Source organism: Clostridium sp. OS1-26 (assembly GCF_030915445.1).
In the GTDB taxonomy this organism is placed as follows: Bacteria; Bacillota; Clostridia; order Clostridiales; family Clostridiaceae; genus Clostridium_AM.
On sequence record NZ_CP133264.1, the window covers coordinates 442048 to 460539 of the forward strand.

The window sequence follows — 18492 nt, forward strand, 5'->3', positions numbered from 1 at the left end:
CTTCTATTTCTATAAAGCCATCTATTTATAATAGTGTTTTTCAACAATTAGGTTCCTAAACGTTCCTTAAAACTCCAATTTAATATTCACTCAACCTTCATTTAATCTAAATTGGCATATATCTTTTTTATCCAACAGAATAACAACTGCTTCTCTTCAACTGTGAATCCTTTGCATAATATATCTTCCATTTCCTTTGCAACTTCTAGGCTTTTAAAGCTAAGCTCTCTTCCTTCCGCTGTAACATAAAGCCTTTTAATTCTTGCGTCTTTTTCATCTTCTTTCCTGAGTACCCATCCCCTAGAGACTAAAGTATCTACTAATCCTGTAAGAGATGGTGGTTTTATTTGAAGCCTTTCCGCAATTTCCTTCTGAGTTAAGCCATCTTCTCTCCAGAGTTGAGCCAGTACACTTACCTGTGATACAGTAAAGCCATATTTCTCAAGTTTATGATTGTGTAAATTTATCATATTTCTATATATTCTTTTCAACCAATAACCTATTAACTTATCTACCTCGCAGGTTGAATTTTCCTTCATTTATTTAGCCTCCTAATTAATTACTCAGATCATTATACACGTATAAACTTTATTTGTCAACAGTAACTTATAATTAACAATTAAGTGACAAAATTGTTATATTCATTTAACATTTTTGTCACTCAACTGTAACAAACTAAAATTAATATTAATTTATCCGATATGGATTTATTCAACTTATTTCAGATATGATCTAAAAAATCCACCCGAAATAAGTTTCACCTTATCATCATGATCTAAAATTACATTATTAATGCCTAAAAGGAGGAATATTTTATGGATAACTTTAATAATGAACTTACAAAAATAGAAAATACAGATATTGTTGAAAGTACTACTGGGTCTGGAGGTAATAACTTTTATGACTATAAAGCATCTAAAAACTTCAAGCCCAAATTATAAGCGTAAGGGAAAAGTATTTTCCTATATAATAGTGGGCTTAATTTGCAGTGTAATTGGTGGAACTGCTTCTACTGCTTCTGCATTATACCTTTTGCCTAAATCAGATTTTTTTAAAAATACTCCCTTATATCAAAGCATAACACAAAGCACTAATACTCAAAGTTTTAGCGCTTCCCCTATGTCTTCATTTAAAGGTTCTCTTTCAGTCCCAGAGATTGCTAAAAAAGTTGGACCTGCAGTAGTTGGTGTATCAGTTAAAAGTTCTTCTCAAAGAAATATGTTTTCTACTCCTACGGAAGAGGAAGGCATGGGTTCTGGTATTATAATCAATGAAGATGGATATATTCTAACTAACTACCATGTTATAAATGGTGCCGATGTAGTAAGTGTAATTTTTAATAATAACGAAGAAGTGCCTGCAAAAATAATAAACTATGATTCAAACCTCGATTTAGCTGTAATACAGGTCACAAAAAAGGTTAAAATGCCTGCTGTAGCAGAACTAGGTAGTTCTAAAGATATGCAAGTTGGAGATCCAGTAGTTGCTATAGGAAACCCATTAGGAAAGGAATTATTAGGTTCTGTAACAACAGGGGTAATAAGTTCATTAAATAGAGGAAATTAGTGTAGGGGATTCAAAACAAACTCTTCTTCAAACAGACGCTGCAATAAACCCTGGGAATAGCGGTGGTGCTCTTGTTAATTCCTTAGGTCAGGTTATAGGAATTAATAGTGCTAAAATTGGTGGAAATGGTGTTGAAGGCATTGGATTTGCTATACCTATAGATATAGTTAAACCAAAGATAGATAGCTTGCTAAAGCCAATATTAAAGCTTGGTATTTCAGCTAGGGAAATAACTTCGGATATGGCTAAGCAATATCAAATACCTCAAGGAGTTTATGTAATTGGAGTCCAAGAATTTAGCGCCGCTGAAAAATCCGGGCTACAAGCTGAAGATATTATTCTAAAATTTGATGGAAAATCTGTTAAATCTGTAGATGACATTAATAAAATTAAATCTCAACATAAATCTGGTGATGAAGTTAAACTAGATATATACAGAAACGGAAAGAATTCAACTTTAAGTTTAAAGTTAACAGAGTAAATCATGACACCTTAGCAGCGCACTTTGCTAAGGTGTTTTCCCATTATTTTCAAACCATGTTTCATGAATATCTTCTTCCCATGAAGCTAAGCCGTATTCATGCCTAGAGTATTTTACTAAATCTTTCTTATTTATAGCAGTTTTCCTACTTCTCATATACTTATTCCATGTATCAGAATAAGTATTTAACATTTCTTTTACTATACATGAATTACTGTTCTGATATCTATATTTTTTAATTATCGTAATTATATCATAAAAATTTTCTATCCTATCTTTTATGCCCTCTTCTATTTCCTCAACAGATAGATATCTTTTATTTTCTTTTAAAAGTTTTATTGTTTGAGATTTTAAAACATTAAAAAGCTCATCTAATAACTCATTATAGTATGTATAACTATCCTTATTCAATTGAAAAACTTTATTATACTGCAAAACATCATCAGCGTCTTTATGATTTTTACTTAATTTATCACATATTAAAACTATATCTTTTTGAGTAAACCTGTAGGCTTCATATAATATACTATTACTTTCTATAATACATTCTTTAAGCTTTTTCTTAAAGTTAAGTTGATGTTCTTTGAATTGATCATAATGATACATAATCTTATGATAATCTTTATTTTCGGTTATAAGATTAAATTTCAAGTTTTTAATTTCATTTTTTGCACCTATTATCTTTTTAATAAGTTCTCCATATTGCTTATCATACATTAATTCTAAATTTATAGGTAGTCTTTCTGCATCATAATGCTGTATATATGGATAAGCCTTTGGATTAGTTATTAAAGCTTCTTTAAAATAAAAATTACATACTTCAGATTGAATTTGTCCGAGTAAATTAAAAATATTACAGTTTTCATAAGGTATAATCAAATACACTGATTGCTCTGCAAAGAGTCCATACTCATCAATAGCTGCAACTATATTATCTCCAGTTTTTCTTAGCAAAATTTTAGGATAGTATTTATGCTTTTCTACATTTTTAGTTCCACCAAATATCTCCACACGATTTGCATTAAAGTACCTGTCCTCATTGTCTATTATATATTTATCTAAGTCTCTTCCCACTACTACTCTATCTCTTTTGTTATCATACGGTTGATCCTCAAAATGATGACTTTTATCTTTAATCATCATCCCAACATGTACACTACTAAAATCCCTCAAGATTTTTGAGTTATCTTTTACTTTTTTAATTAAACCTTGGCATTCATTTTTTGTAAGTATATTTACTGCAAATTTATTATTTTTATTTATATCTTTTGGATTAATGCTGCTGCTGTAAAAGTTTTTATCATCAATATAATCTAATTTTATCGGTATACTATAATCCTTTTCACAGCTTCCTTTCTCTATAATATATACAACACTATCAACAATAGCATCTTCAAATACTTTATTTGAAAAACCAGTTATATTTATTATTTTAGAATTTTTGAATAAACTCTTCCTTGATTCCTCATAGCTATTTGCAAGAAAATATCTGTCAGGTACTATAAAACTATGTCTTCCTCCATATTTTAATACATCAATGACTCTTTCCATAAGCAGATAAAATGTATTTTTCTTATAACCAATGGTTTTGTAATTGTTTATAATATAATTCCAATAATCTTTTTCTATTTTAGATTGCAACAATACTATATATGGTGGATTGCCTATTATATAATCAAATTTATTACTCCAGAATTTTCTCAAATTATCAATTGTTCTGTCAATTTTATTTGTAGTTAAATATTGTTCCCTTCTATTCTCATCTTTGTAATCTTCATATATGATTGATTTTACTATACTAGCTTCATTATTTAAATTTATTTTTTCCCATCTTATTAAACTATCCCCTTGAACTATATTCATATCAATTTCTACTTTACTTTGACACCTGTTTAGGAGGTTTCTTTTAGCAAGTTGTACTGCTACTATATCTAAATCCATTCCATATAGACAGTTCTTTATAATATGATAATCTATATTTTCTTCTATCCAATATTCCCTTCCCCTAATTTCCTGCATATCGGCACATGTAGATTTCTTATTTTCCATGTAATAGACGTGATTTCCATATTTCTTTTGTAAAGCACTTAAGCTAGAAATAAACTTCTCTCTCAGTATGTCATAAGATTTAACTAAAAAATACCCACCCCCACAAGTTGGATCAAGAATCTTTATGAAGGGGTTGCTTACTATATCTGCTTCTAAAACTGTATACTTTAATATATAATCTACTATGTAGTCTGGAGTGTAGTAAATACCTTTAGATTTTCGAGTATTTTTATCTGTTAATTTTTCATATATGGCTCCGATAGATTTTTTGTCCTCATTAAAACCCTTAATCATAAGCCTACTTCCTCCAAAATAATATGATACATTAAATTCTAAGCTTCAGATAGAGCACTGGGCAAGTCTGCCAGTTGAACTCCACCTGAGGTCAAGAATTCTGTTTATTATGATTTTTTATTTTCACTTCTTCTATAAGTAAATATATAAAATCCTATGCAAATTATAATTCCTGATAAACTTATTAATTGAGCGACTCTTATAGGACCAAACATTAGGCTGTCAGTTCTCATTCCTTCTATAAAAAATCTCCCTAGGGAATATAATCCTATATATGAGAAAATTACAGTACCTCTTCTTAGTTTTCTCCTTAATAGATAAATTAGTATTATACAAACGCAAAAATTCCAAATAGATTCATATAAAAAAGTAGGATGATAATATATACCATCTATGTACATACCTTTTTGTATAAATTCAGGAAACTTTTGTATGAACTCATAGGTCACAGGACCACCATGTGCTTCTCCATTAAAAAAATTTCCCCATCTTCCTATTGCCTGACCTAGTATCATTGAAGGAGCTGCTATATCTGCCATTTCAAGAAAATCCAAATTTTTATGTTTAGTATATATATAGGCTGAAGCCAGTGCAAATATTACTCCTCCGTGAATTGCAAGTCCTCCCTGTCTTATATTAAAAATATTTATTAAATTATCCCTGTAATCATTGAACTGAAATATTACATAATATGCTCTAGCACCTATAATAGCAAAAGGAAATGCTATTAAAAATGTATCTATGAGTTTATCATAATCATACTCTCTCATCTTGCAGTTAAAGCTTGCAAGCAGCAATGCTGCTGTAATTCCAAGTGCTATAATTATTCCATACCATCTAATTTCAAATCCATTTATTGAAAATGCTATCGGATTCATAAAATTACATCCTTTCTATTATTACAAAAATTATATCACTATATATAATACTACAAAGATTAAAAGACTTCCAGCTTATAGAATTAAACTGAAAGTCTTTGAACTCCATATTATGTTAAACTATTTCTTCCGTGCTTGATTTAAAATCTCTATTTGCTTTCGCTGATTTAAACATTACAGATGATGTATATATTATTACACAAACAACTACCCATTTTAATATATTTAATGGCAGAGATTTTACTATATATGCAGCTATTAGAACACCTATTGACCCTAATATAGCCGTAGCCATAGACGCTTTAGTAGAATAAGCACCATTTTTGATAAACTTATATGAAGCAAAAGGCATTAGAATTGCACAAGAGCCCATCATTATTGGAAATGCAACCTTAGGTCCCATTCCTAATGCAAATACAAGAGCCATACAAGGGGCGTATAACCCTATCCCTACAGTCATTAATGCTCCAAAAATAAAATTACCTATAATTCCTATTATTAATTTTATCCCCGTAAGGCCTACTGCATCTCCTCCGACTGGGAAAAGTTTTAATTGACCTGCAACCATGAGTCCAGCCACCGCAATCAGCGCTACTCCCATGCAAATTTGGATGGTTCTTTCTTCAAACTTGGACACAATCTCCGCCCCAACAACTGCACCAGCTATTGCAGCTACTAGCATGCAAATAAGTGTAATAGGTTCAACTTCGATAACTGTCATAAAAATGATAGCTTCAAGAATTGTTGGAATTGTGTTAGCTACATTTAACGTTCCTGGCAATTTTACATCATCAACAAGCTTTAAATTTTTGAAAAATGAGGTTTCAATGGCAAAGCTCCCTATGCCTAAAGTATCAAAGAAGTTTGCTAACATGCCGATAAGCCCTAACTTTATGAAGCTTCCTTTTTCTAAAGTTCCCTCTTTTTTCTTTTTTAAATAGTCTTTAGTTATAATAACCATGAGCCAAATACTACTTGCAATCATAAAACCTAAAATAAACTTTAGCATATGTTTCCTCCCATTTGGACTTTTTTTGACATATAACTTTAATATTTTGCATTTTTCTACTTTTTATATTATTTTATAATATTTCTGACATTTTTTCAATACATCCTATATCATGGTTCCTACTGAAGTTCCTATGAAAAGTCAAAAACATTATTTGGTTTGCAAACGTATAATTTTTATCTATATTACGAAAAGCTATTATATAATGGTGCTTTGTAATTATATATTAGCTATTAAAATATTGGGAGAATTCCTTTTTAAGAAGGTGAAGCAATGGATTTAAAAAGAAAAGCAATTAGAGTTGGATTTGCGGCTTCTTTATGCATGCTAATATCAAACTTATTAAATTTAAAATATCCTTTTTTCGTTTTACTACCTGCTGTCATGCCAATATCAACTTTCTTTGGAGAGACAATTAAATTTGGACTAAACAGAATTATTGGGAGTTTCATTGGCGCTGTTATTGGCGTTATACTTGTAACTATTCAATCACAGAATGTACTTTTAGCTGGCGCAGGAGTTATATTAATTATTTATGTGTGTAACTATCTAAAATGGGACAGCACTACATCTATTGCATGCTTAGTATTTGCATCTATTATAGTGGGAATAAAAGGCTCCTCAGCCCTCATATACAGTGTTCACAGACTTCTTGATACTTTTATAGGTATAGCTATCACCACACTCGTAAATCACTATATTTTCAATCCAGATATGAAACAGTTGCTAAAAAAACAAGCAGAAAATATACAAGAAAAACTACTAAATATAGCTAACACCAAAGGTTTTTTCGGAAACAAAAATGAGTTGGACAAAATTGAGCAAGAACTAAATGATATGAAAGAAAAGTTGAAAATATGTACTGAAGAATTTAAACTTAACCCAAAGTTCCTTCTTGTAAAAAATAAACTAGAGAATATGATCTATACCCTTACTATCATATTGGAACAAATAAAGATAATTAATTACATCAATACCAATAAAGATGCTAGTCATAGTACAAAACTTGATGCAAATAATAAGGATTTAGTTATTGGTGTTCATAAAGACATATTTTTTAATGAAATGAAAAACCTAAATAAAATCGTGGACGATATTACATAAACTTCAAATACTAAAAGGAGGTTTACTAATAAGTGAACTTCCTTTTTATTTTCTTCATAAAGAAACTTTCTAACTCTCTATATATTAATCTTTCTAAACTGTTAGATTTATTTAGATGACATAACTGATTTGATAGCATTCTTTATCTCCTCATAACCGGTACATCGACAAATATTAGATTGTAACCATTGTTCTATTACATGGTCATTTGCATCAGGATGTATATTAGCTAAAGCATGGCAGACCATTAAAAATCCTGAAGTACAATACCCACATTGAAACCCCCAATTATCTACAAAAGCCTTTTGTATTGGTGCACTTTCTAAGCCTTCAACAGTAACTATTTTCTTCCCTATTGCCTCAACAGTCAGCATTAAACAAGATTTTATAGGCCATCCGTCTATAAGAATGGTGCATGCACCACAATCTCCATTTTCACAACTTGGTTTAGCCCCTGTAAGTCCTAATTCATTACGAAGAGTATTTAATAGAATATCTGAGGGCTTTGCAGCAACTTCTTTATCTTCTCCATTAATATTCAAGGTTATTATTGTTTTACCAGAGATCTTCAGCACTTAATCATCCCTCCAGTTTCTCTAAAACTTCTATAAGCATTTTTTGTAACATAAATTTTCTAAAGTCAGCAGAGCCAGCTAAATCATTTAATATTAAATCTGGTGTATTATCTATTGCATTATTAATCCTTATGTTATTTTGCACACTAATATCATTTAAATAATCTTCAATTAAAGAAGATCTAAATGGATAACTACAGACTCCGCTAAAGGCTATGTTTATTCTATTATTGTTCTTAAGTGCTGCAAGAGTAATTAACGGGTAGTCTATCTTATCGCTCTTAGTTCTTTTTACATGCAAATATGGTAGAGAGAGAAAATGGCTATCTACTATTACATTTACTATAAACTCTCCATCATTAAGTTGTATTTTTTTATTAAATATATCCTGAAGTAAAATTTGCTTTCTCCCACTTGAATTTGCTATAACCACTTCGCTATTTGATAATAAAAGAGGCAGCACAGCTTCCCGATATATAATTGTTCCTGCTATGTTTCCTCCAAGTGTTATTTTATCTTGTATAGTATGGTCTGCAATTCTTTGTACTGTTAAACCAAGTAAAGGAAATGAATTTGTTTCAGCAATTTGTGTAAGTGTAACAGCAGAACCAATAATAAGTTTATTATCTCTTAATTCCTGAAGATTACATTCAGATATTCCTTTTATATCAATTACGGCTTCAGTATATACATTATGAGCCCTTGACATACTTATAATCTCGGTTCCGCCGCCATAATATAAAGGCTTCTTTCCTTTGCCAGTTAATTCATTATATACTTGAACAGCTTCCTCAACGGTTTCAGGTTTATAATATTCAAAATCAAAGGGTATCATATTTTCCTCCAGTCTTAGCCTTCCAAATTACTTCAGACGTGATAGGCAGTTTATCAAATTCATAATCAGCTGCATGTGATATAGCATTTGCAAATGCAGCTGGAATTGCTATAATGCCATGTTCAGCAAATCCGCGTGCTCCAAAGGGTGCATCAATTTGAGGCGTTTCAATAAAATCAACTATATATTCTGGATTTTCACCAAACCTCATAGGCTTATAAGTTCGCAGTGTAGTGGTTTTCAGTCTAGCATCCTCATCATATTCAAAAGCCTCTCTGGTAGCTATCCCAAACCCCATATTTACTCCTCCCATTATCAATCCCCTAGAGGTTTTGGGATTGATTACTTTTCCTGCATCTAGAACAGTAATTGCTTTTAAAAGTCTATACGTGAACTTAGCAGGATCGTATTCAATTTCGACTGCTTGAGCTCCTACCGTCCATGCCGGTCCAGGTTTACCTTTTCCTGTTTTTTCGTCCATGTCAGTAATATGGCTCATTATAAAGGTTCCGCGGCCAATTATTTGACCGTCAACTGCAAGACCATTTGAATGTTTATATCCTCGAGCTAAATCCTTGAATGAAACATATATTTCTGGGTCTTGCTTTAAATACACTTTTTCTTCTGCAACCTCTAAATCTTCTGGTGGAGAATTCATAACAGTAGCAGCTAGGCTTTTCAGCTGCCTTATAAGATCATCAGCAGCTCTAAGAACTGACCTGCCTGCCATGAATGTTGTCATACTTGCAACAGTTTTCCAATGTTCTGGTGAGACTTGAGTATCCACTCCCATAAACACATGAACTCTACTTACATCCATCTTCAGTTTTTCAGCAAGTATTTGAGCTAAAGTAGTCTTTGTGGCGGGTCCAATTTCAACTGCGCCGTTATTAAGATTTATGCTTCCATCTGTATTAAAAGTGAGAAAGGTTCCAGAAACAGCATCAGTAGGTGAATCAGATGTTTTCCAAAAACATCCTATTCCTTTTACCTTTATCACACCATCTTCTGTTTTTATTACCTGACCTTCATCCCATTTAGCTAATTCTTTTAATTTTGTCAAACATTCTTCCAGTTTGCCTATATTACTTAAAGTTGTTTTGACTTGCGTAGGTGTGTACTGCCCAGGCTTTATAGCATTTTTAACCCTTAATTCTAAGACATCAATTCCAAGCTTTGCTGCTAACTTATCCATCATTCTCTCTATGCAGAAAGTATATTCTGTATGACCAAATCCACGATAGGAAGTAACATAAGTATGATTAGTATAAACACTTATTGAATCACACCATATATTTTCAATATTATATGGCCCTGAACAATCTATCGCTATGGCCTTAGCCATACGTGGACCAGTATCTGCATAGGCCCCATTGTCAACCATATATTTAGCTTCTAGAACTTTAATAATTCCATCCTTTGTTGCTCCTATTTTTAAATTTGCCTCAACTCCAATTCTAGATGGCGAAGTTTTAATATCCTCTTCTCTTGAGTTGGCTATCCTAACCGGTCTACCATTAGCAGCCTTCGAGGCAAGGTATGCAATAATCTCCAAATTAACAGCTGCCTTGCCGCCAAATCCCCCACCTACAAATGGTACTTTAACAATTATATTTCCTTCTGGTATATTATAAATCTTACTTAGACGCTTCTTAACAGAATAGGGAGCTTGTGAAGAAGTATAAATTATTATCCTTCCATCAGGCATAATTTGTGCTCTCACATTTCGAGTTTCCATTGCAATATGATCTGACTGTGGAAGTGAAAAGCTTCCCCCTACTATGACTTCGCTTTCTGACCAGCCCTTTACCACATCGCCTTTTCTTATTTGAATTCTGTCTGAAATGTTAGTATTTAGCTCAGGATACACATCCTCCACTGCATGTTTGTACTGACCCAGATTTTCATGTATAAGAGTGGCACCTGGCTTTAAGGCGTCACTTATTGAGTTAACAACAGGTAAAGGCTCATATTCTACATTTATTAGCTTTAAAGCCTTCATTGCTTCCTGCTCACTATTAGCAACAACTACTGCGACAGGTTCACCATTATAACGTACTTTATCTCTTGCTATCGGAGGTCTATCCTCTATTACTGATCCAGATAGCACAGGAAAATAATCCCCTGTTATTACTGCCTGAACACCTGGTGATTTCTCAGCTTCAGATATGTCAATGGATTTAATCTTTGCATGTGCAAAGGGGCTTGTGAGCATTTTGGCGTGTAAAATACCAGGAAGAATTATATCATCAGTATATTTTGCTGCTCCAGTAACTTTATCAAAGGCCTCTTTTCTTGGTATGCTTACACCAATTCCATTTATATTACTCAAGTATCTTACCTCCTTCTAGAAAGATATATCTTAGCAAGTTAATCTACGTATCTAAGAGATAAGCTTATTTTTTCCTAATTTTTTGCACTTTATTCAATGATTACTAAAATTTATATATAACTATCTATGTAATGAAACAAATATATTTTGATATACTTCTTCTCTTGATTGTTCTGTATTACATATGAAAATTTAGAAAAGCTCTAAATAATATGAATTTTGAAGAGAATATTAAGATTTTATGATTTTAGACATATAGATGACAAAAAAGTAAAAAACCCACTCTCAAGTGGGCATATATAACCTGCGACCAAACCTATAAGCCGAGTTCTGTATTAGACAATCATCTATCTAGGCCCATTGTTACCAATAGGCTCAAGCGATACTACCCGGAAGCGGAGCGGACCACCCCTTTAATGCTTCTCTATTCGATCTTGCTCCAGATGGGGTTTACATAGCCGCAAAGTCGCCAATGCGCTGGTGAGCTCTTACCTCGCCTTTCCACCCTTACCGAAACAAAGTTCCGGCGGTATATCTCTGTTGCACTTTCCTTCAGGTCACCCTGACTGGGTATTACCCAGCACCCTGTCCTATGGAGCTCGGACTTTCCTCTCCTGTGTTATCACAGCAGCGATTGTCTGGCTTACTCGCAGATATTATAATATCATATACTATCACAAAATGCAAATAGTATTTTACTGTAAATTATAACTTATCGTTGTAGTATAGTATTCTTCCACAATGATCACAATAAACTATCTTTTTACTTTGTTTTATATCATCTAGAACAATAGAAGATAAATACATCCTACAGCCAGAACATACATTATTTTGTACTTCAGCAGCCCCTGTCCCTTTTGTCTTTTTTATATTATTAAAATCGAGTAATAGCTTAGGCGGAATTAATTTTTCTAGATTATGAATATTGATTTCCACCTTTTTTATATCTTCCTTAGCTTTATTGATCTTCTTATCTGTATCTTCCTTACAGCTATAGAAGCTATTTTTTAGTTCTCTAAGTTTTATTTTTGAGTTCTCCTTATCTTTTAGAATCTTTTCTTGACTCTTCATCAACCCTGCTTTCTGATCTTCTAAGTCTTTTATTATACTTTTCCTATATTCCATAGAGTTTTGTATTGCTTCTAATACGTGATAATTGCTTACACCGTTATTGTACAATTTATAGTCTTCTTTGTTTTGTTCTTCCTTAACACTAGTGAGTTCTATATTCAGTTCGTTAATCCTGTTGTTTAAATCACTCAGTTCTTTTTCCTTTTTTTTAAAATTTACCTTTTCATTTTCAAATTCTTCTTTAAGCTTTTTCAATACGTTGATATATGAATCATCTTTTAATACTTTAATGCCTTCTTTTAAAATCTTCTGATTTTCTTGGATTTCTAAAAGTAAATCTAATGAATTCATTGTTTACTCCTCCTCATAATCTTTAGCATTAATACTTGCATATAGAATTTATAATAATAAAAAATAGAAATAGGTATATGAAACCCATTTCTATTTATATTTATACGGACTTCTATTAAATTCAGATATATATACAAAATTACTAAATCCCATAAATTCCAACTTATCCTTTAACCATTTAGTAAAAACCTGCATAGCAGGCCATTCAGTTCCAAAATGCCCAGCATCGATAACAGCAATGTCTTCCTCATTTAAATCGCTAACATAATGATAAGTTGTATCTCCTGTAATTATACAATCTGCACCTAATCTTTTAGCAGCGTTAAAATAGTCTTGACCACTGCCATTTATAACAGCAACCTTCTTAATTTTCATTTCATCTTTTCCACTATATCTAAGCATAGAAATATTTAAATCTTTCTTGATTTTATCACATAGTTCTAATACTGTTATAGGCTCATCTAAAACAGCAATTCTTCCTATTCCTGTACTATAATCATCAACTTTTCTTTTATCAGAAAGACTTATAGTCTCATATTTTTCAAAACCCAACAACTGCATAACAATATCATTTATTCCACCTTTGATAGAGTCTAAATTAGTATGACTTGAATAAACATTAAGGCCACTTCTTATAATTTCAATTATTTTCTTTCCTAATAATGTGTCTGTAGTTATGTTCAAAGGCTTTCTAAATAATAGTGGATGATGAGTCAATATAAGGTTGCATTTTTTTTCTTTTGCTTCCTCAATTACATCCAATGTACAATCTAAAGCTACAAGTATTGATGTTACCTCAGCACTTCTTTCACCAATCATAAGTCCAACATTATCATAGCTTTCTTTAAATTTTGATGGGGCATGTTCTTCCATTATTTTATCAATATCTTTAACTTTTAAAGACATTCTAACAGCTCCTCAAGTTTTGTTATTTTATTTTTTACTTCGACCTTTCTTTTATTGGATGACTCCGACTCTTCTACTATATTATTTAATATTTTTATATAGCGATCAATTTTTATCTTGATATATTGCTTTGCAAGTGGATGTTTTTTTTCTATTAATCTCTTCCCTACTTCATAGTAAATGCTATCTGTATTTTCAATTTTATTATCATAAGTTACTTTAATGATTTCATAAAGTCTATTATCATCTATACATAACTCTTCATCAATTATTTTATATCCTTTTTTATAAATATATTCCCTCAGCACTTCAGGATTTTGAACAGGCTGAAGCACTGCAAATTCTGCCTTTTTAAACTTATCTAAGCCTTCCTCCATAATATCCCTTATTAAGTTTCCACCCATTCCAGCAATAACTATTCCTTGTACCTCTCCTGGCTGAATTGTAGTAAGTCCTCCCCCTAATCTGCACTGTATTCTATCCTGCATATTTTCAAGTTTAATATTAAATCTTGCTTTTTCTACAGGACCTTTATTTATATCTGATGCTATAGCTTTTTTGCATACCTTATTCTTTACTAAATATATAGGTATATATCCATGGTCAGTTCCTATATCAGCTACAGCTTCACATTCATCAACCATTCCAGCAATAGTCTTAAGTCTTAAACTAATTTCCATTGAATTCTACTCCATTCTAATTATCTAAAAGTTAATAATATTCTTACCTGCATAATAAAAAACATCATAGACAAAATTAATGGTATATAAATAAACTTATATGCAGATTTTCTATCGTATTTTGCACAAAAGTAGGCAGCATAATACATACAGAATAAAATAGCCATATTAAGTATTCCATAAAACATATGTTTAAACGCAAACTGCTTTGCCGTTCCAAACTTAATAGCTACAAATTCAGGATTAAAATTTAAAGGCATCATGCTTGGGAGCTTATTATAGAGATACAATATTATAGGTGTTACTGTTATTATAGTTACAATTATAGCTACTATAACAAAAGGAACAAAAAATTTTTTATCCTTATAAAGGTTAACATTCTTATTTATTTTATAATCCCAAATTAATTGATTAATGCATTTTTCGTTTAATTTTTCTTCGAATTTATCAAAGTTTTCCGGAGATAATCCATAATTTATATCCTCTGTTCTTAAGTAAATTATATTTTTTGTAGAGGTTACAAACATATAAGTGCTTCCTATTTTATCTATTATGGACCTTCCTATAGCAAACTTGCTATTGCCATATCCAGATAGTTTTACACCTCTTATATATCCCTGAGCTTTTTGATATCCTTGTATTTCACTAAAAGGTATAACTATGTTTTTTAGCCCTAAAGCACTATTAATATATATGTTTTGATTATCTATAGAATATGTTAAAGAACAGCTGATGATCATATAATAAAATTGGTATATATTAAAAACAATCATAGTCATTTTAATCAGTGTTGAAATTTCATAATAGCTTACCATATATAAGATTATAGCTAAAAGAATATCATATGCTGCAGTTATTCCTAGTATAGAATATACACCGGACCCTTTAACTGATTTATAAGTTTTCACATCATCACCTTCCTTTATACATTATAACATAACTGCCATTTAATATTAAGGCATCTTCAAAAATAACTAATTAGCATAATAGTGCATATAAAAAAAGCACCATAATCTGGTGCCTTTAGTCTAAATAATCCTTTAATTTTTTGCTTCTACTTGGATGTCTAAGCTTCCTTAAAGCTTTGGCTTCTATCTGTCTTATTCTTTCTCTTGTAACATTAAACTCTTTACCTACTTCTTCAAGAGTTCTAGCTCTTCCATCATCTAATCCAAATCTTAATCTTAGTACTTTCTCTTCTCTTGGTGTTAGTGTATCCAAAACGTTTATAAGTTGCTCTTTGAGCATAGTGAAGGCTGCTGCTTCTGCTGGTGCTGGTGCTTCATCATCTGGGATAAAGTCTCCTAAATGACTATCTTCTTCTTCTCCTATTGGTGTCTCTAAAGATACAGGCTCTTGAGCTATTTTCATTATTTCTCTTACTTTATCTACTGGCATTTCCATAATTTTCGCTACTTCTTCAGGTTGTGGCTCTCTTCCAAGTTCTTGTAAAAGCTGTCTTGATACTCTTATTAATTTATTAATAGTTTCAACCATATGAACAGGTATTCTTATAGTTCTTGCCTGATCTGCTATTGCTCTAGTAATTGCCTGTCTAATCCACCATGTAGCATAAGTACTGAACTTGAAGCCTTTTCTATAATCAAACTTCTCAACAGCTTTTATAAGGCCTAGGTTTCCTTCCTGAATAAGATCAAGGAAGAGCATCCCCCTACCTACATATCTTTTAGCTATGCTTACAACAAGTCTTAGGTTTGCTTCAGCTAGTTTCTTTTTAGCAGCTTGATCTCCAGCTTCTATTCTATTTGCTAGCTCAATTTCTTCCTCTGAAGAAAGCAGAGGTACTTTACCTATTTCCTTTAAATACATTCTAACAGGATCATCAATTGCGATACCTTCAGGAATTGATAAGTCTAGATCTTTTTCATCTACTTCTACACCCTGCATATCTCCTATAACTTCAATTCCCATTGATTCAAGTACTTCATATATCTTTTCTATTTGTTCAGGACTTAAATCAATTTCATCTAATTCATCCATTATTTCTTTATAAGTTAAAGTGCTAGTTTTTTTACCTTTTTCTATTAGTTTTTTAACTATCTGCATCTTTGCACTTTTATCTTTCATGATTTTGCCTCCTTCAGCCATTACTGTATCCCACCAATCTTTTTTTGTATTTCAATCAGTTCGTGTGCTAACTTTAGCGATTCTTCAAGCTTTCCCTCTGATTCATAGCGTTTTATTTTATTAATTAGCTCTTTTTTTCTTCTTCAAGTTTATATTTTTGGATTCCCTTTATAAAATCTTTTATCATATTTTCATAATCATATTCGTCATATACTAAATTAGTTTCTAAAATATTTACCCATTCTTTTGAAGTATCTATATCATCACATCTTGACTCTATGCGTTTTTCTCTTTCATTTTCATCAAATTGCATGTTTTCAACAATATAGTCAAATATTTTTCTGTGACTATCCATTATTAATTCATCTTTTTTTATAGTGCTTAATGCATATTCTAAAGCATTATTGTCATTTACCATGAGCTTTAATAGACCTCTCTCAGCCTTTAGATATGCCGGCTCTAAATATAATTTTTGTCCAAAAATGTTATCTGTATTCATATTTTCAGAATTTTTTACATTTTTTTGAATTTTATTATTCATTATGTCATATAAAGCCTGATCTCTAATTTTAGTTTCCTCGGATAATCTTTTTATATAGACCTCTTTTTCTAAAGGATCCAACTCTTCTAACATTTCTAAAGTTTTTTCCGCATATTTTACAATATCATCAGAATCACTTAAATTCAGTTCATTTTTAAGTACGTTTATTCTATAGTCAATAAGCGGGAGAGCCTCCTGTATAAGTTTTAAGAATGCTTCCTTTCCATTATTTCTTATAAATTCATCTGGATCTTTACCCTGTGGAACAATTAAAACTCTCACATCTAATCCCGCTTTTTTTAATATTTCTAATCCCCTCAATGTGGCCATCTGACCTGCACTATCTGCATCATAGGAAATTATAACTTTATCTGCATATTTTTTCATAAGCTTAGCTTGGTTCATAGTTAAAGCTGTACCAAGAGAAGCTACAGCATTGGTTATACCATGCTGATGAAGAGATATACAATCCATGTACCCCTCTACTATTATAAACATCCTTGAATTATTACTTTTAATTGCAAAGTTTAATCCATAAAGGTTTATACCCTTCTTAAATAATGATGTTTCAGGTGAGTTTAGATATTTAGGCTTAGAATCATCTAAAACCCTTCCACCAAAGCCAATAACCTTACCTTTATAATTAAAGACAGGAAATATAATTCTATTTCTAAACCTATCGTAATAGGAGCCTTTTTGGCTTTTAATTACAAGTCCTGCAGTTAACATGTCTAATTCAGTATATCTCTTGGCTCTCAAATGTCTTATTAATCCATCCCATCTATCAACTGAATATCCTAACCCAAATTTTCTTATTGTAGCTTCAGTTATCCCTCTATTGATTAAATATTTTTTGGCAGTGTCGTCTTTCTGTAGACAACTAAAAAAATATCTAGCAGATTCTACATTTAGTGTATACAACTTTTCAAAACTATTGTTCTTATTATCATTATCATGATCTAACTCTAAATCTATATTTACTCTATCAGCTAACAATTTAACCGCTTCTGGAAAACTTAAATTCTTAGTTTTCATAACAAATGTTATAACATTTCCAGCTTCACCACATCCAAAACATTTGTAAATCTGTTTATCTACTGAAACACTAAAAGAGGGTGTTTTTTCGTGATGGAATGGGCATAATCCAGAATAATTTCTTCCTGCCCTTTTTAACTTTACAGTTTCTGATATAACATCCACTATATCATTTTCCTCTTTAACCCTTTGAATGACATCTTCCGATATCAATAAATACTCCCACCTATCTTAATAATTTAAATGAAACTCCTTCTCCTTTCGTCGAATGAGTACTCACTGAGTAAGTGACTCACTCCAAATCAGAGATTTGGGTTCGCTACTTAACCGATCATCACAAAATCAGCACTCTGTGTAAGCGATCATCTCAAAATCATAGATTTTGGATGCCTGCTTAAGATTTTGGATTCCTGCTTAATTGTACTCGGATTAATTATATTCGACACCAATCACGACATTCCTCCTAATAATATTAAATTTTTTTCTTCTAATCTACTATATATATTCTTTATATATAATAAATATCCTTCAAAAACAATATTATTAATAAACAAATTTTGCAATAGTGTCTATATCCATTTAAGTTTATACTAGACAACCTATTATACTATTTCATCATTAGGCTAATCAAATGGATAATATTATATAATTAACTTCTTTTGGCTTTTGTTATTTTACCCATTTAATACTAGAAATT

The 18492-nt window shown here is 31.3% G+C and carries 16 protein-coding genes, 1 other RNA gene and 2 pseudogenes; 5 read left to right on the top strand and 14 right to left on the bottom strand.

The genetic code is table 11. The annotated features are described in order from the left end of the window. Positions 1-101: 101 nt before the first annotated feature. On the bottom strand, positions 102-539 hold the full coding sequence (locus RCG18_RS02185; RefSeq protein WP_308039810.1) for a MarR family transcriptional regulator: 438 nt from the start codon (positions 537-539) through the stop codon (positions 102-104). A 276-nt stretch (positions 540-815) separates the two neighbouring features. Here RCG18_RS02185 and RCG18_RS02190 point away from each other — a divergent pair, with 276 nt between their 5' ends. The 4 genes and pseudogenes from RCG18_RS02190 to RCG18_RS02205 all read left to right on the top strand — a co-directional run bounded on the left by RCG18_RS02190 (position 816) and on the right by RCG18_RS02205 (position 2047). After that, positions 816-941, top strand: coding sequence for a hypothetical protein (locus RCG18_RS02190; RefSeq protein WP_308039811.1), 126 nt, complete (start codon positions 816-818; stop codon positions 939-941). Continuing rightward, complete coding sequence (locus RCG18_RS02195; RefSeq protein ID WP_308039812.1) at positions 901-1566, top strand: trypsin-like peptidase domain-containing protein; 666 nt, start codon at positions 901-903, stop codon at positions 1564-1566. The genes RCG18_RS02190 and RCG18_RS02195 overlap by 41 nt, the downstream gene beginning before the upstream one ends. 43 nt (positions 1567-1609) lie before the next feature. After that, a pseudogene (locus RCG18_RS02200) lies at positions 1610-1687 on the top strand (trypsin-like serine protease); the annotation flags it as partial. Positions 1688-1753: 66 nt separating this feature from the next. Further along, positions 1754-2047 carry a PDZ domain-containing protein gene (locus RCG18_RS02205; RefSeq protein ID WP_308039813.1) on the top strand — a complete coding sequence of 98 codons (294 nt, stop codon included), beginning with the start codon at positions 1754-1756 and terminating at the stop codon, positions 2045-2047. A gap of 27 nt (positions 2048-2074) precedes the next feature. Here RCG18_RS02205 and RCG18_RS02210 read toward each other — a convergent pair whose 3' ends face one another. The 3 genes from RCG18_RS02210 to RCG18_RS02220 form a co-directional block, all read right to left on the bottom strand. Beyond that, complete coding sequence (locus tag RCG18_RS02210; protein ID WP_308039814.1) at positions 2075-4390, bottom strand: Eco57I restriction-modification methylase domain-containing protein; 2316 nt, start codon at positions 4388-4390, stop codon at positions 2075-2077. Between the two features lie 107 nt (positions 4391-4497). Continuing rightward, a complete protein-coding gene (lgt, locus tag RCG18_RS02215) occupies positions 4498-5268 on the bottom strand; it encodes a prolipoprotein diacylglyceryl transferase (protein WP_308039815.1) in 771 nt (256 codons plus the stop codon). A 115-nt stretch (positions 5269-5383) separates the two neighbouring features. Continuing rightward, positions 5384-6277: a TSUP family transporter gene (locus tag RCG18_RS02220; protein ID WP_308039816.1), complete on the bottom strand. Its 894-nt coding sequence runs from the start codon at positions 6275-6277 to the stop codon at positions 5384-5386. 273 nt (positions 6278-6550) lie between these two features. Here RCG18_RS02220 and RCG18_RS02225 point away from each other — a divergent pair, with 273 nt between their 5' ends. Continuing rightward, on the top strand, positions 6551-7381 hold the full coding sequence (locus RCG18_RS02225; RefSeq protein WP_308039817.1) for an aromatic acid exporter family protein: 831 nt from the start codon (positions 6551-6553) through the stop codon (positions 7379-7381). 107 nt (positions 7382-7488) lie between these two features. On the opposite strand, the gene RCG18_RS02230 is transcribed toward RCG18_RS02225, so the two are convergent. The 10 genes and pseudogenes from RCG18_RS02230 to dnaG all read right to left on the bottom strand — a co-directional run bounded on the left by RCG18_RS02230 (position 7489) and on the right by dnaG (position 18008). Then, positions 7489-7956 (bottom strand): 2Fe-2S iron-sulfur cluster-binding protein, encoded by a 468-nt coding sequence (locus tag RCG18_RS02230; protein ID WP_308039818.1) that lies wholly within the window; start codon positions 7954-7956, stop codon positions 7489-7491. Positions 7957-7960: 4 nt separating this feature from the next. After that, positions 7961-8791, bottom strand: coding sequence for an FAD binding domain-containing protein (locus RCG18_RS02235; RefSeq protein WP_308039819.1), 831 nt, complete (start codon positions 8789-8791; stop codon positions 7961-7963). Continuing rightward, complete coding sequence (locus tag RCG18_RS02240) at positions 8778-11123, bottom strand: xanthine dehydrogenase family protein molybdopterin-binding subunit (RefSeq protein ID WP_308039820.1); 2346 nt, start codon at positions 11121-11123, stop codon at positions 8778-8780. Before RCG18_RS02240 ends, RCG18_RS02235 begins: the two co-directional genes overlap by 14 nt. A 303-nt stretch (positions 11124-11426) precedes the next feature. After that, an RNA gene (gene rnpB, locus RCG18_RS02245) (RNase P RNA component class A) lies at positions 11427-11773 on the bottom strand. A gap of 55 nt (positions 11774-11828) precedes the next feature. Continuing rightward, on the bottom strand, positions 11829-12545 hold the full coding sequence (locus RCG18_RS02250) for a C4-type zinc ribbon domain-containing protein (protein WP_308039821.1): 717 nt from the start codon (positions 12543-12545) through the stop codon (positions 11829-11831). Positions 12546-12635: 90 nt separating this feature from the next. Then, positions 12636-13451: a Nif3-like dinuclear metal center hexameric protein gene (locus RCG18_RS02255; protein WP_308039822.1), complete on the bottom strand. Its 816-nt coding sequence runs from the start codon at positions 13449-13451 to the stop codon at positions 12636-12638. Further along, positions 13442-14131, bottom strand: coding sequence for a class I SAM-dependent methyltransferase (locus RCG18_RS02260; RefSeq protein ID WP_308039823.1), 690 nt, complete (start codon positions 14129-14131; stop codon positions 13442-13444). The genes RCG18_RS02255 and RCG18_RS02260 overlap by 10 nt, the downstream gene beginning before the upstream one ends. 20 nt (positions 14132-14151) lie before the next feature. Next, positions 14152-15039, bottom strand: coding sequence for a PH domain-containing protein (locus RCG18_RS02265; protein WP_308039824.1), 888 nt, complete (start codon positions 15037-15039; stop codon positions 14152-14154). A 115-nt stretch (positions 15040-15154) separates the two neighbouring features. Next, complete coding sequence (gene rpoD / locus RCG18_RS02270; protein WP_308039825.1) at positions 15155-16240, bottom strand: RNA polymerase sigma factor RpoD; 1086 nt, start codon at positions 16238-16240, stop codon at positions 15155-15157. Continuing rightward, positions 16240-18008: pseudogene (gene dnaG, locus RCG18_RS02275) on the bottom strand (DNA primase). The gene rpoD and the pseudogene dnaG overlap by 1 nt, the downstream one beginning before the upstream one ends. Positions 18009-18492: the final 484 nt, after the last annotated feature.